14 protein-coding genes and 1 pseudogene are annotated in these 18737 nt (G+C 71.4%); 5 read left to right on the top strand and 10 right to left on the bottom strand.

Going from position 1 to position 18737, the window contains the following annotated elements:
* Positions 1-7: 7 nt before the first annotated feature.
* From OG878_RS06190 to OG878_RS06170, 5 genes are all read right to left on the bottom strand, one after another.
* A complete protein-coding gene (locus OG878_RS06190) occupies positions 8-1369 on the bottom strand; it encodes an STM4012 family radical SAM protein (RefSeq protein ID WP_328885827.1) in 1362 nt (453 codons plus the stop codon).
* A complete protein-coding gene (locus OG878_RS06185; RefSeq protein WP_328891146.1) occupies positions 1363-2178 on the bottom strand; it encodes an STM4013/SEN3800 family hydrolase in 816 nt (271 codons plus the stop codon). The genes OG878_RS06190 and OG878_RS06185 overlap by 7 nt, the downstream gene beginning before the upstream one ends.
* A 94-nt stretch (positions 2179-2272) precedes the next feature.
* On the bottom strand, positions 2273-3427 hold the full coding sequence (locus OG878_RS06180; RefSeq protein WP_328885826.1) for an STM4014 family protein: 1155 nt from the start codon (positions 3425-3427) through the stop codon (positions 2273-2275).
* The gene (locus OG878_RS06175; protein ID WP_328885825.1) at positions 3408-4379 is read right to left on the bottom strand and encodes an STM4015 family protein; all 972 of its coding nucleotides are present in this window, start codon (positions 4377-4379) and stop codon (positions 3408-3410) included. Before OG878_RS06175 ends, OG878_RS06180 begins: the two co-directional genes overlap by 20 nt.
* Positions 4380-4385: 6 nt before the next feature.
* Complete coding sequence (locus tag OG878_RS06170) at positions 4386-5342, bottom strand: STM4015 family protein (RefSeq protein WP_328885824.1); 957 nt, start codon at positions 5340-5342, stop codon at positions 4386-4388.
* A gap of 164 nt (positions 5343-5506) precedes the next feature.
* On the opposite strand from OG878_RS06170, the gene OG878_RS06165 reads away from it, so the two are divergent.
* Both OG878_RS06165 and OG878_RS06160 read left to right on the top strand, forming a co-directional pair.
* Entirely contained in the window at positions 5507-5833 is a 327-nt protein-coding gene (locus OG878_RS06165) for a hypothetical protein (protein ID WP_328885823.1), read from the top strand.
* A gap of 73 nt (positions 5834-5906) precedes the next feature.
* The gene (locus OG878_RS06160; RefSeq protein WP_328885822.1) at positions 5907-6908 is read left to right on the top strand and encodes a DUF6745 domain-containing protein; all 1002 of its coding nucleotides are present in this window, start codon (positions 5907-5909) and stop codon (positions 6906-6908) included.
* A gap of 79 nt (positions 6909-6987) precedes the next feature.
* Here the strand turns inward: OG878_RS06160 and OG878_RS06155 are convergent, their stop codons facing one another.
* From OG878_RS06155 to OG878_RS06145, 3 genes are all read right to left on the bottom strand, one after another.
* Positions 6988-7599: a TetR/AcrR family transcriptional regulator gene (locus OG878_RS06155; RefSeq protein ID WP_328885821.1), complete on the bottom strand. Its 612-nt coding sequence runs from the start codon at positions 7597-7599 to the stop codon at positions 6988-6990.
* Between the two features lie 95 nt (positions 7600-7694).
* Positions 7695-11414, bottom strand: coding sequence for a S8 family serine peptidase (locus OG878_RS06150; RefSeq protein WP_328885820.1), 3720 nt, complete (start codon positions 11412-11414; stop codon positions 7695-7697).
* A gap of 206 nt (positions 11415-11620) precedes the next feature.
* Entirely contained in the window at positions 11621-12847 is a 1227-nt protein-coding gene (locus OG878_RS06145; RefSeq protein WP_328885819.1) for a Glu/Leu/Phe/Val dehydrogenase dimerization domain-containing protein, read from the bottom strand.
* Positions 12848-13194: 347 nt separating this feature from the next.
* On the opposite strand from OG878_RS06145, the gene OG878_RS06140 reads away from it, so the two are divergent.
* Together OG878_RS06140 and OG878_RS06135 are read left to right on the top strand one after the other, a co-directional pair.
* On the top strand, positions 13195-13635 hold the full coding sequence (locus OG878_RS06140) for a PPOX class F420-dependent oxidoreductase (RefSeq protein ID WP_328885818.1): 441 nt from the start codon (positions 13195-13197) through the stop codon (positions 13633-13635).
* A 97-nt stretch (positions 13636-13732) separates the two neighbouring features.
* The gene (locus tag OG878_RS06135) at positions 13733-14974 is read left to right on the top strand and encodes an MBL fold metallo-hydrolase (RefSeq protein ID WP_328885817.1); all 1242 of its coding nucleotides are present in this window, start codon (positions 13733-13735) and stop codon (positions 14972-14974) included.
* Here OG878_RS06135 and OG878_RS06130 read toward each other — a convergent pair.
* Both OG878_RS06130 and OG878_RS06125 read right to left on the bottom strand, forming a co-directional pair.
* Positions 14934-15392: pseudogene (locus OG878_RS06130) on the bottom strand (ISAzo13-like element transposase-related protein); the annotation flags it as partial. The gene OG878_RS06135 and the pseudogene OG878_RS06130 overlap by 41 nt on opposite strands.
* A 105-nt stretch (positions 15393-15497) precedes the next feature.
* Complete coding sequence (locus OG878_RS06125; RefSeq protein WP_328885816.1) at positions 15498-15875, bottom strand: hypothetical protein; 378 nt, start codon at positions 15873-15875, stop codon at positions 15498-15500.
* Between the two features lie 559 nt (positions 15876-16434).
* Here OG878_RS06125 and OG878_RS06120 point away from each other — a divergent pair.
* A complete protein-coding gene (locus tag OG878_RS06120; RefSeq protein WP_328885815.1) occupies positions 16435-18600 on the top strand; it encodes a SpoIIE family protein phosphatase in 2166 nt (721 codons plus the stop codon).
* Positions 18601-18737 lie beyond the last annotated feature (137 nt).

Here is an 18737-nt window from a genome sequence, read left to right as displayed (position 1 = left end):
GGCGCGCTCACTTCAGTTCGTACGCGGCCATCGCGGCCCGTACGGCGGGGGAGAACAGCTCGGGACCCAGCGCGTCGGAGTGCGCGAGGCCCTCGGGGGAGAGCCGCAGCAGCCCGGCGGCGCCGTCCAGCCAGCCGCGTGCCTCGAACCGGTTCAGCTCGCTGCGGAAGTCGTCACCGGGCCAGGTGCCGAACCGCTCGTGGTAGTCGGCCGCCTGCAGACCCCGGGCCTGCAGCAGCGACTGCAGCAGATGGCGTCTGCGCGCCTCGTCGCCGTCGACATACCGGCCCACTTCGGCGCGCGAGAAGTCCTCGGCGGCGGTGTAGCTGTCGATGATCGCCCGCACCTCCCGCATCTCCACCGCGTAGTCGAACGAGTAGTGCAGCCGCGAGGTGTACGAACGCGCGCCGCACCCCAGGCCGATCATGCCGTCCGTCTGGCACGCATGGTCGGTGGGGCCCTCCTGCGGGGCGCCGGTGCGACGGAACATCCGCATGGAAACCTGCTCGTAGCCGTGGGCGAGGAGATGGTCCCGGCCCGCGCGGTACAGCCGCAGCCGCTGCTGGTCCCATGCCGCGTGCGCCGCTGCCTCGGCGCCTGCGTCGGCGCCGAGCCGGCCCAGACCGGTCAGCGGGCGCACGTAGAGCGGATAGAGATAGAGCTCCTCGGGATGCCAGCCGAGCGCGGCGTCCAGCGAGGTCCGCCAGCTGTCCTCCGTCTGTCCGTCGATGCCGTAGATCAGGTCGATGTTGAGGACCGGGATGCCCGCATCCCGGATCCGGCCGAGCGCGGCCTCCACATCGGCGCGGCGCTGCGGGCGGACCGCCGCGCGGGCCTCGGCGTCGACGAAGCTCTGCACGCCGATGCTGATCCGGGTCGTCCCGCGGTCGGCGAGGACGGCCAGCCGGTCGGCGGTCGCCGTCGACGGCGACGTCTCGACCGACAGCGGAACGGACCGCAGGTCGGCACCCATCCGCCGCTCCGCGATGTCGCAGAGCCGCTCCAGTTCGGCGGCGCTCAGGAAGGTGGGAGTGCCGCCGCCGAACGCCGCCGCCGCGAACCGCACCGGCTCGCCGTCCCCCAGAGCCTCACGGACGGCCGTGGCCTGCCGGTCCAGCGCGTCGAGGTAGCGGGTCGTCAGCTCATCGGGAGCGCCGATCCGGGTGAAGAGATTGCAGAAGCCGCAACGGACCTCGCAGAACGGTATGTGGAGATAGAGCGACAGCGCGTCCTTGCGCTCCTGCGCCCACAGCTCACGCAGCGCAGGTCGCCCGGCAGGGTGTTCGGCGAGTTTTCCGTACGCCGTCTTGTGTGGATAGGCGTACACATAGCTCTGGTACGGACGTGTGGTCTGCACGGTCGTCAGCATGCGGTGGCCCCCGGATCCAGGAAGAAGTGTGCGTACGGAACGGTCCAGACGGCCTCGTGACCGAGCCGGTGACCGGTGTAGCCGTCGTCCCCGTACGCCGTGCCGTGGTCGGAGCAGACGACGGCGAAGCAACGGCGGCGGCTGCTCGCTGCGGCGAAGAGCCGGCCGATGTGCGCGTCGACGTACTCCAGGGCGGCGGCATGCGTCGCACGGGAGTCACCCGCGTCCCGGGTGGCACCTGGGAGGTGGAACCAGTTGGGCTGGTGGAGCGCCGACACGTTGACGAAGAGGAACAACCGCTGGTCGGCGGGGAGCCCGGCGACGACCTCCTCGGCCCGGGTCACCTGGGCCTCGAAGGAGGTGGGCGACGCGACACCGAACTCCGGCTCCCAGTGGCTCTCCTGGAACATGCCGGGCAGCACCGAACCGAGCGGGCCCTGCCGGTTGAAGAAGCCGACGCCGCCGATGCACACCGTGCGGTAGCCGACCCCGGCCAGAGCGGACATCAGATCGGGCGTGTCGAAGACGAAGGTGCGCGAAGCCGTGGTCTCGCTGCCCGCGAAACGGGCCGCGAACAGCCGGGGGTGCGGGCCCGGGGCGGCGGGTGTCGGCAGGAAGCCCGCGAAGATCGCCTGGTGGGAGGCGTAGGTGAAGCTGCCCGGGGCATGCCGCTTCTCCCAGGCGCCGCCCGGGAGATGACGGGCCAGATGCGGGATGCGGCCGGCGGCGGCAAGCTCCGCGGCCACGTCGTACCGCAGGGTGTCGAGCGTGATCAGCAGCAGATCGTGGCTGCCCACGATCTCGCTCATGTCCGGGTCCCGGTCACGCGCGTCGTCCCGGGAGTCGCCGGGGGCGTTGTCACGGGCGTCCGGGTTTCCGGCGCCGGCGGGGGACGGGCTGGTGTCAGACAGTGGCGGTTGCACGGTGGTTCCTTGCTCTGTTCAGTACGGCGGCGACCTGCGCCGCATAGGTGTCCAGGCCCTCGGCTCCGCTGCCCGGCAGGCCGGTCAGGCGCGGCAGCAGATCACCGAAGGCATTGACCTCGCCGACGGCGAACCGCCGCCAGCCCGTCGCGGGCAGCAGATCGACGGCCACGCACAGCGTGTCCGGGAAGCAGGCGGCGGCCCGCTCGCACACCGCGAGGGCATCGGACCAGCTGCCGCCCGCCGCCTCGACGGCCGCGCGCGCCTCGTCGAGACTTCCGCGTTCGCCGCCGAGGTGCAGATTGGTCATGGGGGAGCGGCTGGTCCGTACGACGGCATGGGTCGCGCGGCCTGCCACCACCACGACCCGCAGATCCGCCGACCGCCCGCGCTGCGATGCCTTGGGCAGCCAACGCTCGATGTGCAGCCCGTCCGGCGCCAGCGCGTCGATGACCGCGGCCACCTCGCCCTCCGTCGTGCAGTGCCGCACCCGCAGCGAGTTGAAGAGCCGCCCCGCCGCGTCGCGCTCCACCGACGTCGTCGCCCGCACCCGGCCCGGTCCGGCCGTCTCCACGGCCAGCACCCCCGAGGCCGACGAGCCGTGCGCGAGCTTCACGAAGGCCCGTGGCATCCGGTGCGCCGCCATCAGCGCACGGACATCCGCCCAGCCGCGCACCGGGGGCGCCTCGGCCCCGGAGGTCGCGGACGCAGGTACGGGAACTCCGGCGCCGTCCAGCACGGCATGACAGAGCCGCTTGTCGAACAGAACCGCGACATCGTCCGGGTCGTCCAGCAACTCGGCGCCGGCCGCCGATGCCGCGCGTGCGACCTCCTGCACGGCCCCGGTGAACCGGGCGTACCAGAGGGCGCTGCCCTCGACCCTCGTCGGATCGTCGACGGCCCGCAGGACTCCCTCCACCTCGGCGTCCTCACCGGGCGAGTCCATCCGTACGGTCTCGCCCGGCCGGAAAGCCGCCCGGCCGCGCAGCACGTCCAACCAGGGCACGACCCGGGCGGCGGGCAGCCCGGCGGCGCGCACCGCGTCCTGGAACAGCGTGACCCGGCGGTTCCCGGGATTGCCGACGACGGCGAAACGCGGCGCGGAACCGCTCGCGCTACTCGGAGACGGCGACATAGCGCTCGCCGTCCTCATCCGGATCCCAATACCCCACCTCGTCCGGTTCGCCGTTCACGCCGTCGGGTCCGACCGCCCGCCGGAGCCGGTCGATCAACGGGTCACTGACGTAGTGATGGTGCAGATCCAGCAACGTCAGATGGGTGAGCGGCTGGCCGGCGAGCAGCGCCTCGGCGCCGATGTCGCTCAGCGTCCCCATCGCGAGGGAGAGCGACTCCAGCTGGGCGACGACCGGGGCGGCGGCCACCGCTGTCGCGATCTCGTCCTGGATCTCACTGTTCTGCAGCCCCAGATGGCGCAGCTTCGGGAACGCGCCACCGGACAGCAGCGGGGCGAGGTCGTCGACCGTCGCATCGCCGCCGTACTCGGGGACGCCCAGCCAGAGTTCGAGATGTTCCAGCGCCGGCAGCTCCGATCCACCGATCGCCCGTACGACGCCGGCCGGAAGCCCGCCCGACTCGAACCGCAGGGCTCGGAGTGCCTTGTGCCGCACCGGCCGCAGAGCGAGGGTCTCCGCGCCTGCGATCGGCTCACCGGACCCGCGGACCGTCAGCTCCTCCAGCTGCCCGAACGCCTCGACCACCGGGGTGATGTCCGACATCTCCAGCCACGAGAGCTCGCACTCCTCACTGACGACATCCGCGAGGAAGAGCGCCCTCAGGGCCGGGAAGCGGTCCGCATGAGCACACAGCAGCTCCACGACCGGCGCGAAGGGGCTGTAGTCCTCCTGCCACCAGGGGCCGATCAGCAGGGCACGTACCCCGGTCGTGTCCACCGTGCCGAGGAAGTGCTCCCACAGCGCGGCGAACGTCAGATCGCCCTCCCAGGCGGATTCCAGCCGCCAGGCGACCGTGTCGGCTGCCGGGAGCGGATCAGCGCCCGGCCGGGCGGGTCCGGGCAGCGTGAGGACCGGCAGGCCGTGGAAGGATTCGGGATGTTCGATGTCGGTCATCGCGCCTCACTCCGCAACCGTGGTGTAGCGGCCTTCGATTCCACGGCCGCCCCACGGCTCCTCGCGCTCGGAGAGATCGACCTTCACACCGTGCGGCTCCAGCGCCTCCTTGATCCGGCGCTCCATCGGCTCGGTGAGGAAGTGGTGGTGCAGATCGAGCTGTTCGAGGTGGGTCAGCGGTTGGCCCTCGAGCAATGCGGCCGCGCCCTCGTCGCCCAGCGTGCCGTTGGACAGGTCGAGGGTGCGCAGCTGGGCGACGACCGGGGCGCCCGCGACGGCGACCGCGATCTCGTTCTGCAACTCGCTGTTGCGCAGGCCGAGGTGGTGCAGCCGGGGGAAGCGCGAGCCGGACAGCAGCGGGGCCAGGTCCGCGACATCGGCGTCGCCGCCGTACTCGGAGACCCCCAGCCAGAGATCGAGCCGCTCCAGCGAGGGCAGGTCGCTGTCCAGAATGCCGCGGATCACCTCGACCGGAAGTCCGCCCGTCTCGATGGTCAGCGAACGCAGCCGCTCGTGCCGCGACGGGGAGAAGGCCAGACACATGCCGCCGCGCGCGCCCAGCTCCAGCAGGGCGGGGAACGCAGTGAGCAGCGCGGTGACATCGGACTGCTCGATCCAGGAGATCTCGTCCTGCTCGCGCGTCATGTCACCGACGAAGATCGCCTCCAGCGAGGTCAGCCGGTCGGCCGCGGCGAGCACCAGACCGATCGGGTAGGTCGACGTCTCCTCGCCCGACTCGCCCCACTGGCCGATGATCAGAGCCCGCACGCCGGCCGGGTCGACGGCCCCGAGGAATGCCTGGAACGCCTCTTCCCAGGTCATCTCGGACTCGTCGTCGTACGGGTCGACCGCGATGCGCCAGGCCACGGCGTCGGCGGCCTGCGCCGGGGCCTCGTTCGTCGTGTGCAGGAAGTCGACGGCCGGAAGGCCGAGCAACTCGTGCAGATGATCCACACCGGACATGGCCCTGAGCTCCTGAGTCTGGAAGACGGCTGATGACCGCAAGGTCTATCAAGCGGCACTGACAACACCGCGGGCGGGATCGGTGGTGACCGATTGTCAGACCCTGCCCGTAGCGTTTTCTGCACGGTCGGCACAGGGGGTGCCACCGTGGAGGGGAGACGTCTGTGTACCGGCAGGGCGATGTACTGATCGTGTCGTTGGACGAGTCCGCGGTGCCCGCGCTCTTCGTGGACGCGCCGGGAGAACCACGTGACGCGCGGGGACGGATGGTGCTCGCGCTGGGCGAGGTCACCGGTCATGCGCATGCGGTCCAGGGGCCCGGTCGGCTGATGCGCGAGGCGGGCGCCTTCGGCCCGATGCTGCTCCATCTCCCCGACGGCGGACGGGTGGTGCACGAGGAGCATGCGGCGATCCCGCTGTCCAAGGGCTGGTACCGCGTGGTGCGCCAGCGGGAGTACACGCCGGGTGCGGTCCGCATCGTCGCCGACTGACGGCACGGGCCGCGGACACCGGACGAGCAGCGAACAGCAGAGACCGACAGCGAACAGGGGACGGGGACAACCGATGCAGTACGTGGACTCATGGCGGGCCGTGGCAGCGGCGACCGGCGCGGCGGACCGGGCCGCGGCCGAGGACGGCGTGCGCCTCGCCTACCGCAGTGCGGGACTTGCGGAGCCGGAGGAATTCGTCTGGGCCGACTCGCCGAAGGCGGCCGTCGAGGCCGTCGAGAAGCTCGTCGGCGCGGGACGCTCGGTGCGCGACGAGGTACGGACCCGCCCGTGGGCGGAGGAGCGGCGCCGGATGTACGACGAGCTGGGACCGGCCGGTTGGTCCGCCCTCTGGGCGGCCACGGGCGCACAGCTCTGGGAGACCACGGCGGCGCTCGCCGACCGGATACGGGCAGGTGTCGTCGCGGCCCTCGCCCAGCGGCCCGAGGACGAGTCGGACGTACGGCTGGTGCTGCTCGACGCGGTGCTCGGCCAGCACGACGCCGCGTGGCTCGCCGCGTTCGACGGCCGCGGGGACCGGCTCGAGGGCCTCGCGGAGGTGGCCAGGAACGCGGGCTGGTGGTGGCCGTACGAGCGCACGGTGGTGATCAGCGAACGCCCGGAGGCACTCCACCGCGACGAGGCGGGCCGGCTGGACCGCGGGGACGGTCCGGCCCTCTCGTACCGCGACGGGTTCGCACTCCACGCCTGGCGCGGCATGCCGGTCCCCGCCGAGTTCCTCGCCGAACTGGCGGCCCTGACCCCCGAGCGGATACGCAACGAGGAGAACGCGGAGCTGCGCCGCGTGATGCTGGAGTTCTACGGCTACGACCGCTACCTCACCGAGTCGGGTGCCGAGCCGGTGCACCGGGACGAGACGGGGATCCTCTGGCGGATCGCGCTGGAGGGCGACGAGAACGTGGTGATGGTCGAGGTGGTCAACTCCACCCCGGAGCCCGACGGGACGCACCGCACGTACTGGCTGCGGGTGCCCCCGACGACCAGGACCGCGAAGGACGGCGTGGCGTGGACCTTCGGTCTCGACGGCGCGGACTACGCACCACTGCGCCAGACCTGAGCGCCGGCGGGAAGGACGGAGAGCAGACCCGAGAAGACGGGCGACGCCGGGAGCGCGCGGACGGACAGGGCCTGGCGTGTCAGGCCGTCAGTGTCGCGTGGTCGATGCCGAGTTCACGGGCGAGCGCCTCGTCGGTCCACGCCAGCATGGTGGCCCGGGAGAGCGGGGCGGCATACGACGTCATCTGGACGGCCAGACCGTCCAGCAGGGCCGTCAGCCGCCAGGCCACGGACATCGGATCGTCGCAGTGGAACTCCCCTGCGGCGGCGCCCTCTTCGAGGACCTCGGCCAGCTCGGCCTTCCACTGCTGATCGAGATCGCCGGCCACATTGCGCAGCGCCGGGTCACGCAGCGAGGCCGCCCAGCCCTCGATCCACAGCCGCCAGCCCTTGGCCTGCCCGGTCGGCGCGTACCAGCGGACGGCGGCGCGCAGCCTCCGTACCGCACTGGTGCGACGGCTGAGCAGCTTGTGCAGGTGGGCCAGGTCGGCCTCGGCCGCATGCGCAAAGGCGGCGGCGACCAGCTTCTCCTTCGTCGAGAAGTGGTAGAGCACGAGTGCGTTGCTCACGCCCAGCACGGCAGCCACATCGGCGATCCGCACCGCTGCAACGCCCCGGACCTCGATCTGTTCCACGGCAGCGCGCAGCAGTTCCTCGCGTCGCTCCGCCACGTTCAACCGCACTCTTGCCACGGCGTCACCCTAACCAATGCACGGGTTCTGGACAGGCCGGGGGCGGGACCGCAAGCGGCCCCGCCCCCGACTCGCTCCCGGCTGTCAGGCCCCGGTCAGCACCAGATGTCGGCGCAGCCCGAGTTGTACGCGTCGATCAGGGTCTCCGTCAGCGACGCACCCGTGGTGTCCGTGACAGTCGTCCGCAGATCGACCTTCGCGGTGCCCGTCGCGGGCACCGCGACCTTCCACCTGCCGTCGGCGCCGCGCGCCGTCGTGGCCTGCTTCCAGTCGGTGCCGTCCGTCGCGTACCACACCTTCAGCGAGGCGATGGGAAGCGCCCGCTCACTGCCCTGTGCGGTCAGGCCGACCGTGTAGTCGAGCGGCTTCGCCGCGTCGGCCGTGTTCTCGCCGCTCAGCGGCAGCCGGTAGTCGAGGTCCAGCAGCCGGGCCGCAGCCGCGGACTGCTCATGGCCGGAGCGGAACCGCCACTCGCTGGTGACCTGCGAGCCGAGCATCCACGTCACCGGATCCGGTGACGTGCGTGTGGCATCGACGGTCAGCCGGTACCAGCTGTCCTTGCGCGGCAGGTCGAACGTGGCGCGACCGGGTGCACCGTTGCGGGCCAGTACCTTTCCGCTGTCGTCCGCCAGCACCGTGCTGCCGGTGTCCGCCACCGGCGCCGTCTCGGCGCGGTGTCCGGCCGCGTCGGAGAACACCGGGAGCGCCACGTTCAGCTTGTCGCCGTCCCGGGTGATCTGCGCCGGTCCGGCCTGCTTGCCGAGCGCGGGGTTGAAGGGCGCGGACATCCAGTCGTCCCGGTAGTTCCCGCCCGCGCGGTACACGGTGGGCGGGCCGACCAGTGTTCCCAACGGGTAGACCCGCTCGGAGACGTCGTACTGGTAGTGGAAGGTCGCCGTCGTCCACGCCACGTCCGACGTGTAGTAGAGCGTCTGCTCCGACGGCGGCCGGTAGCGCGTGGACTGCTGGAAGAGCGTCAGCCCGTGCCAGGTTGTCCAGGCGTACATGCCCTTGGGGTCGGACGGGTAGCCGTGCGTGCGCTGCACCGTCTTCACCTGGGCGAGACGGGACCGCTGGTCGAACCAGTCCGCGCCGGCCGGGACCCTGCCGCCGACGGAGTGGTGCAGGAAGTAGGCGTCCGCCGAGGTGTTGATGCCGTCGACCGTCAGCGTCAGCGGCCCTTCGGCCAGCCGTGCCCGCAGGTCGGGCAGACTGGCGGCGTCCAGCCTCAGGATCGGAGTCGGCTTGTAGACCGAGAGTCCGTAGCCGACATACATGATGGCGGCCGTGCCGGCGTCCGACAGTTTCTGGTAGAGCGCGTTGTTGACCGCGGGCTGGCTGGTGGCCGGGGTCCACAGGACGATCTTGCCCTTGAGATCCATGGCCGCCGGGTCGATGTCCGCCCCGGTGCCGATGTCGACGACCTCGCCGGTGGCCGTACCCAGCCAGCTGTAGATGCTGTACTGCGAGAGCAGCAGCTTCAGCGCGTCGGCCGACGATCCGGGCTCGTGCGCGTCGACCTCCCGCTGCTGCCAGCTCAGCTCGCCGAAGAAGTCGAGCCCGTCCATCGTCCCACCGGTGGTGGGCACCGCCTCCACGCGGTACTGACCGGCGGCGCTCGGGGCGACGAGACCGGTGTCCTGGGCGTCCGTACCGGGCCCGGTCCGTGACGCGATCGCGGTCGCCGACTGCAGGGACACCCGCGCCGACCCGTCGTCCACGCCGATCCTGACCGGCTTCGCGCCCGCGGTGTCCAGGGTGACGGAGCTGTCCTGGCCGACCGTCACCCGCCGGGCGAAGTGGATCGCCGTGGACCCGACGATCGTGTTGCCCACCGTGTCGTACTCCCAGGTGTGTCCCAGGATCCGGTAGCTGCCGCGCGGCAGCGTCAGCGTCCTCGGCTTGGTGCCGTCCAGCCCGATGAGCTGGGACGTGCCGGTGCTCTCGTTCTGCAGCACCACCCCTGTCGAGGTGCGCTCGGAACCTTCGCGCGGTGCGGGGCCGGTCAGGGTGAGGCCGTACGTCTCCGGGTCGGCCTCGACGGACACGGGCACCGTCGCCCGGCCGCCCCCCGGCCAGGTCGCGGTGACCGCCCCGCTGTACGTCGTCCCCGCATCGACCCGCGACGGTGCGAGGGTGACGTCCGTGGCCGCTGACGAGCGCGCCGGCACGGTCACCGTCTGCTCGTCCAGCCGGATCGCCCGGCCGGGCCCTGCGGAAAGGCGCAGTTTCACGGGCTTGTCCGTGGTGTTCGTCCACGTCACCCGGTGGCTCTGCGGTGCGGCGGCGGTGTTCGGGTAGGCGGTGTGGGCGGCCAGCGTGGCAGGTTCGGCGACCACCTTCGCCGCCAGCGCCGCCGGTACGTCGGTGAGACCGGCTCCCGTGTCGGCGACCGTGGCCCCTGCGACGGGTGCCGCGCTGCCGACCAACGCGGACTTCAGCTGCGCCCCCGACCAGTCGGGGTGACGCTGGGCCAGCAGGGCTGCGGCTCCCGCGACATGCGGGCTCGCCATCGACGTACCGGAGAGCGAGGCGTACTGATCGGTGACGGCGGCGTCGTCCAGGGTGCCGGCGGCGCGGGCGGCCACGATGGCGCTGCCCGGTGCGGAGATCTCCGGCTTGACGGCGGGCCTCGCCTTGCGCGGTCCGCGCGAGGAGAACGACGACATCTCACCGGACTTGGTGACCGAGCCGACTGTCAGGGCGGCATCGGCGGCGCCGGGCGCGCTGATCGTCTCGTCGCCGGTGTTGCCCGCAGCGATCACGAAGAGCGTGCCGTGCTCGGCGGAGAGCTCGTCGACCGCGGCGGACAACGGGTCGGTCCCGTCGGAGGCCCGGTTCGAGCCGAGGCTCATGTTGACGACCCTGGCGTCCTGGTCGACGGCCCACTGCATACCCGCGAGGATCCAGGAGTCGTAGCCGTAGCCGTCGTTGTCGAGGACCTTGCCCTCGATGAGCTCCGCTCCCGGGGCGACGCCCGCGTACCGGCCGTCGGAGGCCGCACCGGAACCGGCGATGATCGACGACACGTGGGTGCCGTGACCCTGCCGGTCCTGGACGTCGCTGTCCTCGGTGAAGTTCTGCGAAGCGGTGACGGCATCCTTCAGATCGGGATGGCCGCGGTCGTAGCCGGTGTCGAGGACCGCGACTCTGGTGCCCTTCCCGGTGATCCCGGCCCGGTGTGCCTTGTCCGCCCCGATCTGGGGGACGGACGTGTCGAGTGTCGCCCGTACCCTCCCGTCCAGCCAGACCTTCCCGATGCCTTCGGTACGGGCCCGGGATGCGGTGCCGAGCTGCCTCCACACGGCGCCGGCCGACTTCTTGGGCACGGTCAGTGCCGTGGTCCCGGTGGACCGGAAGGCTGCGGCGACGCGGGCGCCCTTCGGCGCGTCGGGACTGTCGGCGGACGGTGTGGCGCCGTCGACCAGAATCCGGAGCGTGTCGGTGCTGCTGTCCGCGTATCCCGAGGCGACCAGCTCCGTCACGTCGAACAGCCGCTGGTCCACCCGGCCCTGGGAGATCTGTCCGACGGCGTCGATCGGCACCGCGTACTCGTGGCCGCCCGCCCGGAACCGGGTGAAGCCCATGCCCTCGCGGCCGGATCCCGGCACGATGCCGCTGATCTGTACGGTGTCCCCGCTGCCGGAGTAGGTCACCACGTCACCGGTCAACAGGGTGACGGTACGCGATGCCCCACCCGCGGCCGGGTCGGCGAACGCGGGGGCGTGCGGGTCGGCGGCGGCAGTGAGTGTTCCACCGGCAAGGGCGGCGGCGAGCGCTGTGGCGCAGGCCGCCGCCCATCTGGTCCGTCTCATTCTCACCTCGTGAACTCGTGTGTTCTCAGGGGGTGGTGAGGTGAGACTGTCAGGAGCATGGCGTAACCATGGTGACCGGCGCCGGCGGGAAGCTGCCATGGCACCTATTCGCCGTACTGCCCTGGGAGCAGCGGGAGTTGGGCGGCCTGCCGGGCCTCGGCGGTGGGCGGGCCGACCGGCAGGACGCGCTCAGTGCCGGGGCCGGATCACCGGTACCAGCCGAACCGCTCGGCCATCACCGGCAGTCGCTCGGCGACGAGAGCATGGGCCGCCGCCCGCGGAGTGGAGCCGTCGGCCTCGGCGCGGGCCAGCATCCGGCCGATCAGGGCGCGCATCGCGCGGCGGGTGTGCCCGAAGGCCTCGTCGGCGTCGGCGCCGATGTCGCCGAACAGCGTCCACCACCACCAGGCGTTCGTACCGGAGTTGACGACCACATCGGGCAGTACGGTGATCCCTCGCTCGGCGAGCAGCGCCTCGGCCTCGGGCAGCACCGGCATGTTCGCCGCCTCGACGATCCAACGGGCCGTGATCCGGGCCTGGTTCGTGGCATCGATGGCGTACGAGACGGCTGCCGGTACGAGCACCTCCGCCTCCTGGGACAGCCATGCGTCGGCGGGCAGTTCCCGGTCCCCGTCCCTCAGCGAACCGCGGTCCACCGTGCCGTACGTGTCACGGGTGGCGAGCAGCGCCTCGACATCGAGCCCCGCCGGGTTGGCGATCGTCCCCTTGATGTCGGCGATGGCGACGACCTTCAGTCCGGCCCGGGCGAGGAAGCGCGCAGTCGCCCCGCCCATCGTGCCGAGACCCTGTACGGCGACCCGCGCCTGCGGGTGTGCGACGCCCGCCCGGTCCAGCGCGGCGAGCGTCGCCTCGGCGACCCCGCAGCCGCCGACCAGCTCGTCGAGCCCGATGCCGTCCACCTCGACGGCGAACGCGTCGGCGAGCCGCCGCCGCGCGGTCGCCTCGTCGTCGAGCAGCGGATAGACCGCCTGGATCGAGGAGACGAGCCCGGCCTCGGCGGCCGCCCGGTCGACGATGTCCTGGGTGAGTCCGAGGTCCTCGCCGGTCGTCCAGACGTTCTCGATGTACGGGCGCACGGCCCGCAGGTAACGCACCAGAACGCCGTACGCCTCCGGGTCGCGCGGGTCGCAGTCGATGCCGCCCTTGGCGCCTCCGAGCGGTATGTAGCGGGCCTGCGCGTCGTCGGCGTCGAAGTGCAGGGCCTCCTTCATCGTCATGCCCCGGGCGAGACCGGCCACCTCGTCGAGCGTGCAGCCCGGCCGCATCCGCAGCCCGCCGCTCGACACCCCGCGTACCAGGCGGTCGACGACCAGGTGGCCCCGGCGTCCGGTGACGTGGTCCGTCCAGGTCAGCGAGATCAGCGGATCCGGCAGGGCGTTCGCGGACATCATCGGCGTCGTCGGTGTCGTCATCGGGGCAGCTCCTCGGTGGCGGGGTCGGGGCGGGCCCCGGAGCAGTCGGAGCCGGGGCGGGGTGCGGACGGGCAGGGCGGCGGACGGCGGATCGGCCGCCGCGGCGGTGCCCGGCTGCCCGGATGCGCCGCCTCCCCCGGTCGACCGTTCGATTTACTGAATCGTCAGTCAGTATCGGGAGGGTGTGGAGCCCCTGTCAATGCGGCCCCGGCCGACCGGTGCCGGCGAGCCTTCCCATCCGGGGCGGCCGGCTTCCGCCGCGGGTACGACGGACGGGTGCGACGGATGTGACACGAGCGAGTGGCCGAACGCGGAATCCTGCGACGGTCACGGACGTTGGATTCGGCATGACGGGATTCGACGCACAGCAGGAAGACCTCCTTCGGCTGATCGCAGAGGAGGCGGGCGGGGTGCTCGTGACGCTGAAGCGGGACGGCCGCCCCCAGCTGTCCAATGTCATGCACTTCTACAGCCCCGAGGAGCACGTCATCCGCGTCTCGATCACCGAGGACCGGGCGAAGACGCGGAATCTGCGGCGCGACCCGAGGGCGAGCTACCACGTCACCAGCAAGGACCGCTGGGCCTGGACGGTCGCGGACGGTACGGCGGAGCTGTCGCCGGTCGCCGCCGATCCCGATGACGCCACCGTCGAGGAGCTGGTCAGGCTCTATCGCGACCTGCAGGGCGAGCACCCCGACTGGGACGACTTCCGCAGCGCGATGGTCCACGACCGCCGGATCCTGCTGCGGCTGCATGTCGAGCATGCGTACGGGCAGCCGCGTGGCTGACGCGGCCGGGCGCGGCCGTCACCATTGGCCGTCGCGTACGCGCACTGTCGTACCCCCTGCTCATAATGAAACGACACCGACTCCCTCAGGAGATGTTGTGACCGGCGCTGACTCCTTGCATCCGCTCCGCAGCAGGCTGCGTTCGCTGCGACCCGCCGCATTCGGCGCCGACCCGGACGGCGCGCGCATGGAGCGCATCAGGAACTCGCCCAATTTCGCCGACGGGGTGTTCCGCAACCCGGTGGGGGCGCGGACCAGGCCTTCCGGCTCCACCCTTGAGTTCGCGAAGGTCTATTTTCGCAAGGAGGAGCGGGTACGCAGGTCGCCGAGAGGCCCCGTACCCGTCCACGCGACCACCCTCGCAGACCTCGCAGCCCCGCCCGCCACGGGGCTGCGGCTCACCTGGATGGGGCATTCGAGCGTACTCGCCGAGATCGACGGCCGCCGGGTGCTCTTCGACCCGGTGTGGGGTGAGCGCTGCTCGCCCTTTGCGTTCGCCGGGCCCAAGCGGCTGCATCCGGTGCCCCTGCCGCTCGCGACGCTCGGCCCGCTGGACGCCGTCGTGATCTCCCACGATCATTACGACCACCTCGACCTGCCGACGATCCGCGCCCTCGCCGGGACGGACACGGTCTTCGCGGTGCCGCTCGGTGTCGGGGCCCACCTGGAGCGCTGGGGCGTGTCGCCCGACCGGACGCGTGAGCTCGACTGGAACGAGACCACGGACATCGCCGGTATCAGCCTCACGGCGACCCCGGCCCGGCACTTCTGCGGGCGAGGCCTGCGCAACCAGCAGCACACGCTCTGGGCATCGTGGGTCGTCGCCGGCCCCGAGCACCGGATCTACCACTCCGGGGACACCGGATACTTCCCCGGTTTCAAGGACATCGGCGCCGAGCACGGCCCGTTCGACGCCACGATGATCCAGATCGGGGCGTATTCCGAGTACTGGCCCAAGAACCACACGGACTGTACCCCACTCCCCGGTGGGTGGCCCGACATCCACATGACGCCCGCTCAGGGGATCCAGGCGCACCTTGACCTGCAAGGGGGCAAGCCGCACGGCGTCATGATGCCCATCCACTGGGGCACCTTCACCCTCTCCATGCACCCGTGGGCAGAGCCCGGCGAGTGGACCAAGGACGCCGCCGAGGAAGCCGAGCAACCGGCCGCATTCCCGCAGCCGGGCGAGCCCTTCGAGCCCGCGGGAACGCTTCCCCTCGATCCCTGGTGGCGGGCCGTGGCTGCCCCGATCGCACACCCCTGGCGCCGCAGCGAGGCAACGGACGTTGCTCAGGGTCAGGGTGGGCGCGACCTTGATCTTGCGGGTGAGCGGTGACTGTGCCCACCGTGTCCGCGGAGATTCTGTGGTCCTGGCGAGTCAGCCCCTCAGCGAGCTTGTGAGTGGACTTGGTGGTCCAGCGCGGCGGAGACATGGGATCCCCGCGGACGTCCGGCTCGACCAGGGCGAGCAGCGCAACCCGCAGTGCAGGGCCCAGGTCGACGACGTGTTTGCGGCCACCGCCGGGCCGGCGGACCCGCCCCAACGGCGCCTTTCCGGAGTCGAGTTCCCGCACCGCGAGCGACACAGTGGCCTCACGGACATCGACGGCACGGGCGACCGCCCTCATCCCGCCGTGGCCGAGCGACCGGGCCTCCGCCCCTATCAACAGACGACGCTACCGCTCGTCCAGATGCGGCAGAATCGCCCCGAACTCGGCTGACAACATGGCCCGTTGCCCTTCCAACGTACCCATGTCGGACCGACGAACCACCGAGCGGAAGGCCACGGGTCAAAGATCTGCGCGCCCTTGGCCAGGATCCACCGGAGCCGGAGTGTGCCTTCGGTGGATCCGGGAGCGTCAGGACTCGTCGGCGAGGAAGTGCTCAGCGATGGGGGTGCCGGCGAATTCCTTGCGCAACTGGCGGGAGAAGTGCAGCAGGGAGTTGCGGGGCCGGTGGTTGACCGTGAGGTGCTGGGCCTGCCCGGCGTCGTTGCGGGCGACGGTGACGACGACATGGAGGGGCAGTCCGTCGACCGCGGCATCGTACTCCTCGAGAAATCCCTTGTCGCCGTAGTCGCCGGTGAAGTGGAAATCCTGGAACTCGTAAAGTGCCTTCGCCTTGATCACGATGGCTCGAACGGCTTCCGCGCCCCGCGCGGTGCCCTGCATCGCCGGAGCCTCCAGGGTGACATCGTCGGCCAGGTTGTCCAGCCACCACGGGTAGTACTGCTGCATGTTTGGTCTCCTTCGGGGTCCGGCGCAGCGCCGGATGGTGCGCGCGCTTCCGTCCCGCCAATAAGCGACATCTCCGGCAGAACATATACGAGCATATGCTCGTATATGGCTGCTTGCAACCCGGCGCCCGCTCCTGGCTCGGTAAGGACCGCGATGCCACCGCCTGCTTCCCCCGGGCCCAGGACGCCGGTGACAACCGGTACCGTCTCGGGGTTGCCGTCACCTGCGAGTGGACCCGATTCCGGCGCGTCGCCCGCCACGACGAAGACGGCGTCGTCGCACTGCGCCGCGCGCTCGCCCTCGTCCGCCCCGTTCACCGGCATCGCCCCCCAGCGCTACGCGTGCGGAACCGGCGTTCCAGGAGATGGTCTCGGCGATCGTTGACGTCGCCCATGAACTCTCCTGCCGCCCCTGCGAGGCCGGCGACTTCACCGGCGCCCTGTGACCGGCCCGCCAGGGACTGCTTGGCTGTAGTCGACGCTACGGCGTGGCGGCACCCCGAAGGAGCGGCAGACCCGGCTCCCAGGTGGGTGGCCTGGCCCGGACGTACGATTGTGGCATGCGCGCTATGGCCGACGGCGCAGCACAGCCATCCGGATCTCCCGCGCCCGGCGCCTCCGGGTCGGCACGCCGAGCGGAGCTGGACCGGCTGCTGGATCTCGCTGTGTGCGACACGGGCGCGCACGCGGGAGCGGTCTTCCTGCTGGCGCCCGATGGGCAGGCGCTGCGGCTCGAGGTGATTACTGGCATGCCGGCGGAGTATCTCGCGCCCTGGCTGGGGGTGGGGCTGGCCAGTCTCGATCCGGTGGCCGTGGCGGTGCGCGAGCGACGGCTCCTGTGGCTCAGCGAGCATCAGGAGCTCGCCCGACGTTACCCGCGTACGGCGATCGCCCTGCCGTACCACTTCGCGGTGGCCGCGGCGCCGATCCTGACCGGCACCACCACCTGGGGAACGCTGCTGCTGTTCTGGCCCTGCTGCGAAACTGGCGAACTTGCCAGCCCAGGCCCTGAACGGGTCGGCCTCGCCTGCCGACGTCTGGGCCGGTTCCTGCGGGATGCCGCCGAGGCCGGCCGGCCGGTCACTCCGGGGGCGCTGCCGCGCACACTGCCCCGGCCACCCACCCGGGAGTGGGATCCGGCCGAGGCACTGGCCGCAGCGGACTTCGCCGAACGCCTGCCGGAGGGCAACTGCTCCCTCGACCTCGAGGGCAGATTCACCTACCTCAGCGCCACTGCCGCCGACCTGCTCGGCGGCAGCATCCGCGATCTGCTCGGTAAGCACCCCTGGCAGGCCCTGCCCTGGTCCACCGACCCGGCCTTCGAGGACCGCTTCCGCGCTGCCGTGGTCAGCCGGCAGCCCGTGTCCTTCACCGCCATGATCCCGCCGAACCGCTGGCTCGCATTCGAGCTCTACCCCGATGCCTTCGGAGTGAGCACCCGTATTTCGCCGACGGACCCCGACCACACCTCGAGCGCAGTGCCCGCCGGGACGAGGACGCCCCGGGGCGAGCCGATCCCCCTGGGCCAGCTCTACCAGGTGCTGCACCTTGCCGCCACCCTCTCCGAGGCCGCCGGAGTCGGGGACGTGGTCGACCTGGTCGCGGACGAGATGCTTCCTGCCTTTCACGCCCGGACCCTGGCTCTGTTCTCGGTCCAGGAAGGCATGCTGCGCCTCATCGGCTGCCGTGGCTACAACCCCCAGCCCCTGGAGCTCTTCGACGGAGCGACTCTGACCTCCCCGGCCGCGGTCGGCACCTTCGCCGCGGGCGTACCGAACTTCTTCGCCACCTTCGAGGAGATGGTCCGCGCCTACCCGCTCGCCCCTCGCCAGGACGGACTTCACGCCTGGGCCCATCTGCCGCTGATCACCTCCGGGCGCCCGGTGGGCCTGTGCGTGCTCGCCTTCGACCGGCCCCACCCCTTCTCCGGCAACCAGCGGACCATCCTGACCGCACTCGCCGGACTGGTCGCGCAGGCGCTGGACCGGGCCCGCCTGTACGACACCGCCCAGGAGCTTGCGCAGACTCTGCAGGCAGCCATGCTCCCCGACTCGCTGCCGGACCTTCCCGGACTGGATGCGGCCGCCCGCTATCTGCCCGGCGTGCGCGGCATGGAGATCGGCGGCGACTTCTACGACCTGGTTCGGGTGGACGACACCACCGCGGCTGCAGTCATCGGCGACGTCCAGGGCCACAACGCCACCGCCGCCGCACTCATGGGCCGGGCCCGTCCCGCCATGCGCACCCACGCAGCCACCGGGGCCACGCCGGCGCAGGCCCTCGAGCTGGCCAACCGCCAACTGGTCGACCTGGACCCGGGCCGCTTCATCAGCTGCCTGTACGCCAAGCTCGATCTCGCACGCTGCCGCGCCGTCCTGGCCACCGCCGGCCATCCCCCGCCGATCCTGCGCCACCCGGACGGGCACACGGAGGTCCTCCACGTGCCGCCGGGCCTGCTGCTCGGCATCGACCCCGACGCGGATTATCCCACCACCGAGATCCCGCTGGAACCCGGCACCGTCCTCGCCCTGTATACCGACGGACTCATCGAGACCCCCGGGGTCGACCTGGACGACGCCATGGCCGGGCTCGCCACCCAGCTCGCCCGCACCCCGCTCCAGCCCATGGACCAACTCGCCACGCACCTCATCGACCACGCACGGCAGACCGCCCCCCGGACGGACGACATTGCGCTGCTGCTCCTCAGACTTGTCACCGCCAGGTGACCTCAGTTGGCGACCGAGTTCACCATGGAGACGGCTGTGGTTGCACCAGCCGACCCCACTCGATCGGCCGCGCGAACCACTCCGGGTTCAGCAGAGGGCATGTGATCAGGAGCGGCGCGCGCCGGCGTGCCAGTGAC

This window comes from Streptomyces sp. NBC_00316 (assembly GCF_036158715.1).
GTDB lineage: Bacteria > Actinomycetota > Actinomycetes > Streptomycetales > Streptomycetaceae > Streptomyces.
The sequence above is the reverse complement of the archived record's forward strand: the minus strand, read 5'-3'. Positions and strand labels throughout refer to the sequence as shown.

Bases quoted from the DNA above. Each gene is read 5' to 3' on its own strand.
- OG878_RS06125 (WP_328885816.1), bottom strand. From the start codon at position 15,875: ATGCAGCAGTACTACCCGTGGTGGCTGGACAACCTGGCCGACGATGTC.
- OG878_RS06180 (WP_328885826.1), bottom strand. From the start codon at position 3,427: ATGTCGCCGTCTCCGAGTAGCGCGAGCGGTTCCGCGCCGCGTTTCGCC.
- OG878_RS06160 (WP_328885822.1), top strand. From the start codon at position 5,907: ATGCAGTACGTGGACTCATGGCGGGCCGTGGCAGCGGCGACCGGCGCG.
- OG878_RS06145 (WP_328885819.1), bottom strand. From the start codon at position 12,847: ATGACGACACCGACGACGCCGATGATGTCCGCGAACGCCCTGCCGGAT.
- OG878_RS06190 (WP_328885827.1), bottom strand. From the start codon at position 1,369: ATGCTGACGACCGTGCAGACCACACGTCCGTACCAGAGCTATGTGTAC.
- OG878_RS06175 (WP_328885825.1), bottom strand. From the start codon at position 4,379: ATGACCGACATCGAACATCCCGAATCCTTCCACGGCCTGCCGGTCCTC.
- OG878_RS06185 (WP_328891146.1), bottom strand. From the start codon at position 2,178: ATGAGCGAGATCGTGGGCAGCCACGATCTGCTGCTGATCACGCTCGAC.
- OG878_RS06150 (WP_328885820.1), bottom strand. From the start codon at position 11,414: ATGAGACGGACCAGATGGGCGGCGGCCTGCGCCACAGCGCTCGCCGCC.
- OG878_RS06140 (WP_328885818.1), top strand. From the start codon at position 13,195: ATGACGGGATTCGACGCACAGCAGGAAGACCTCCTTCGGCTGATCGCA.
- OG878_RS06120 (WP_328885815.1), top strand. From the start codon at position 16,435: ATGCGCGCTATGGCCGACGGCGCAGCACAGCCATCCGGATCTCCCGCG.
- OG878_RS06170 (WP_328885824.1), bottom strand. From the start codon at position 5,342: ATGTCCGGTGTGGATCATCTGCACGAGTTGCTCGGCCTTCCGGCCGTC.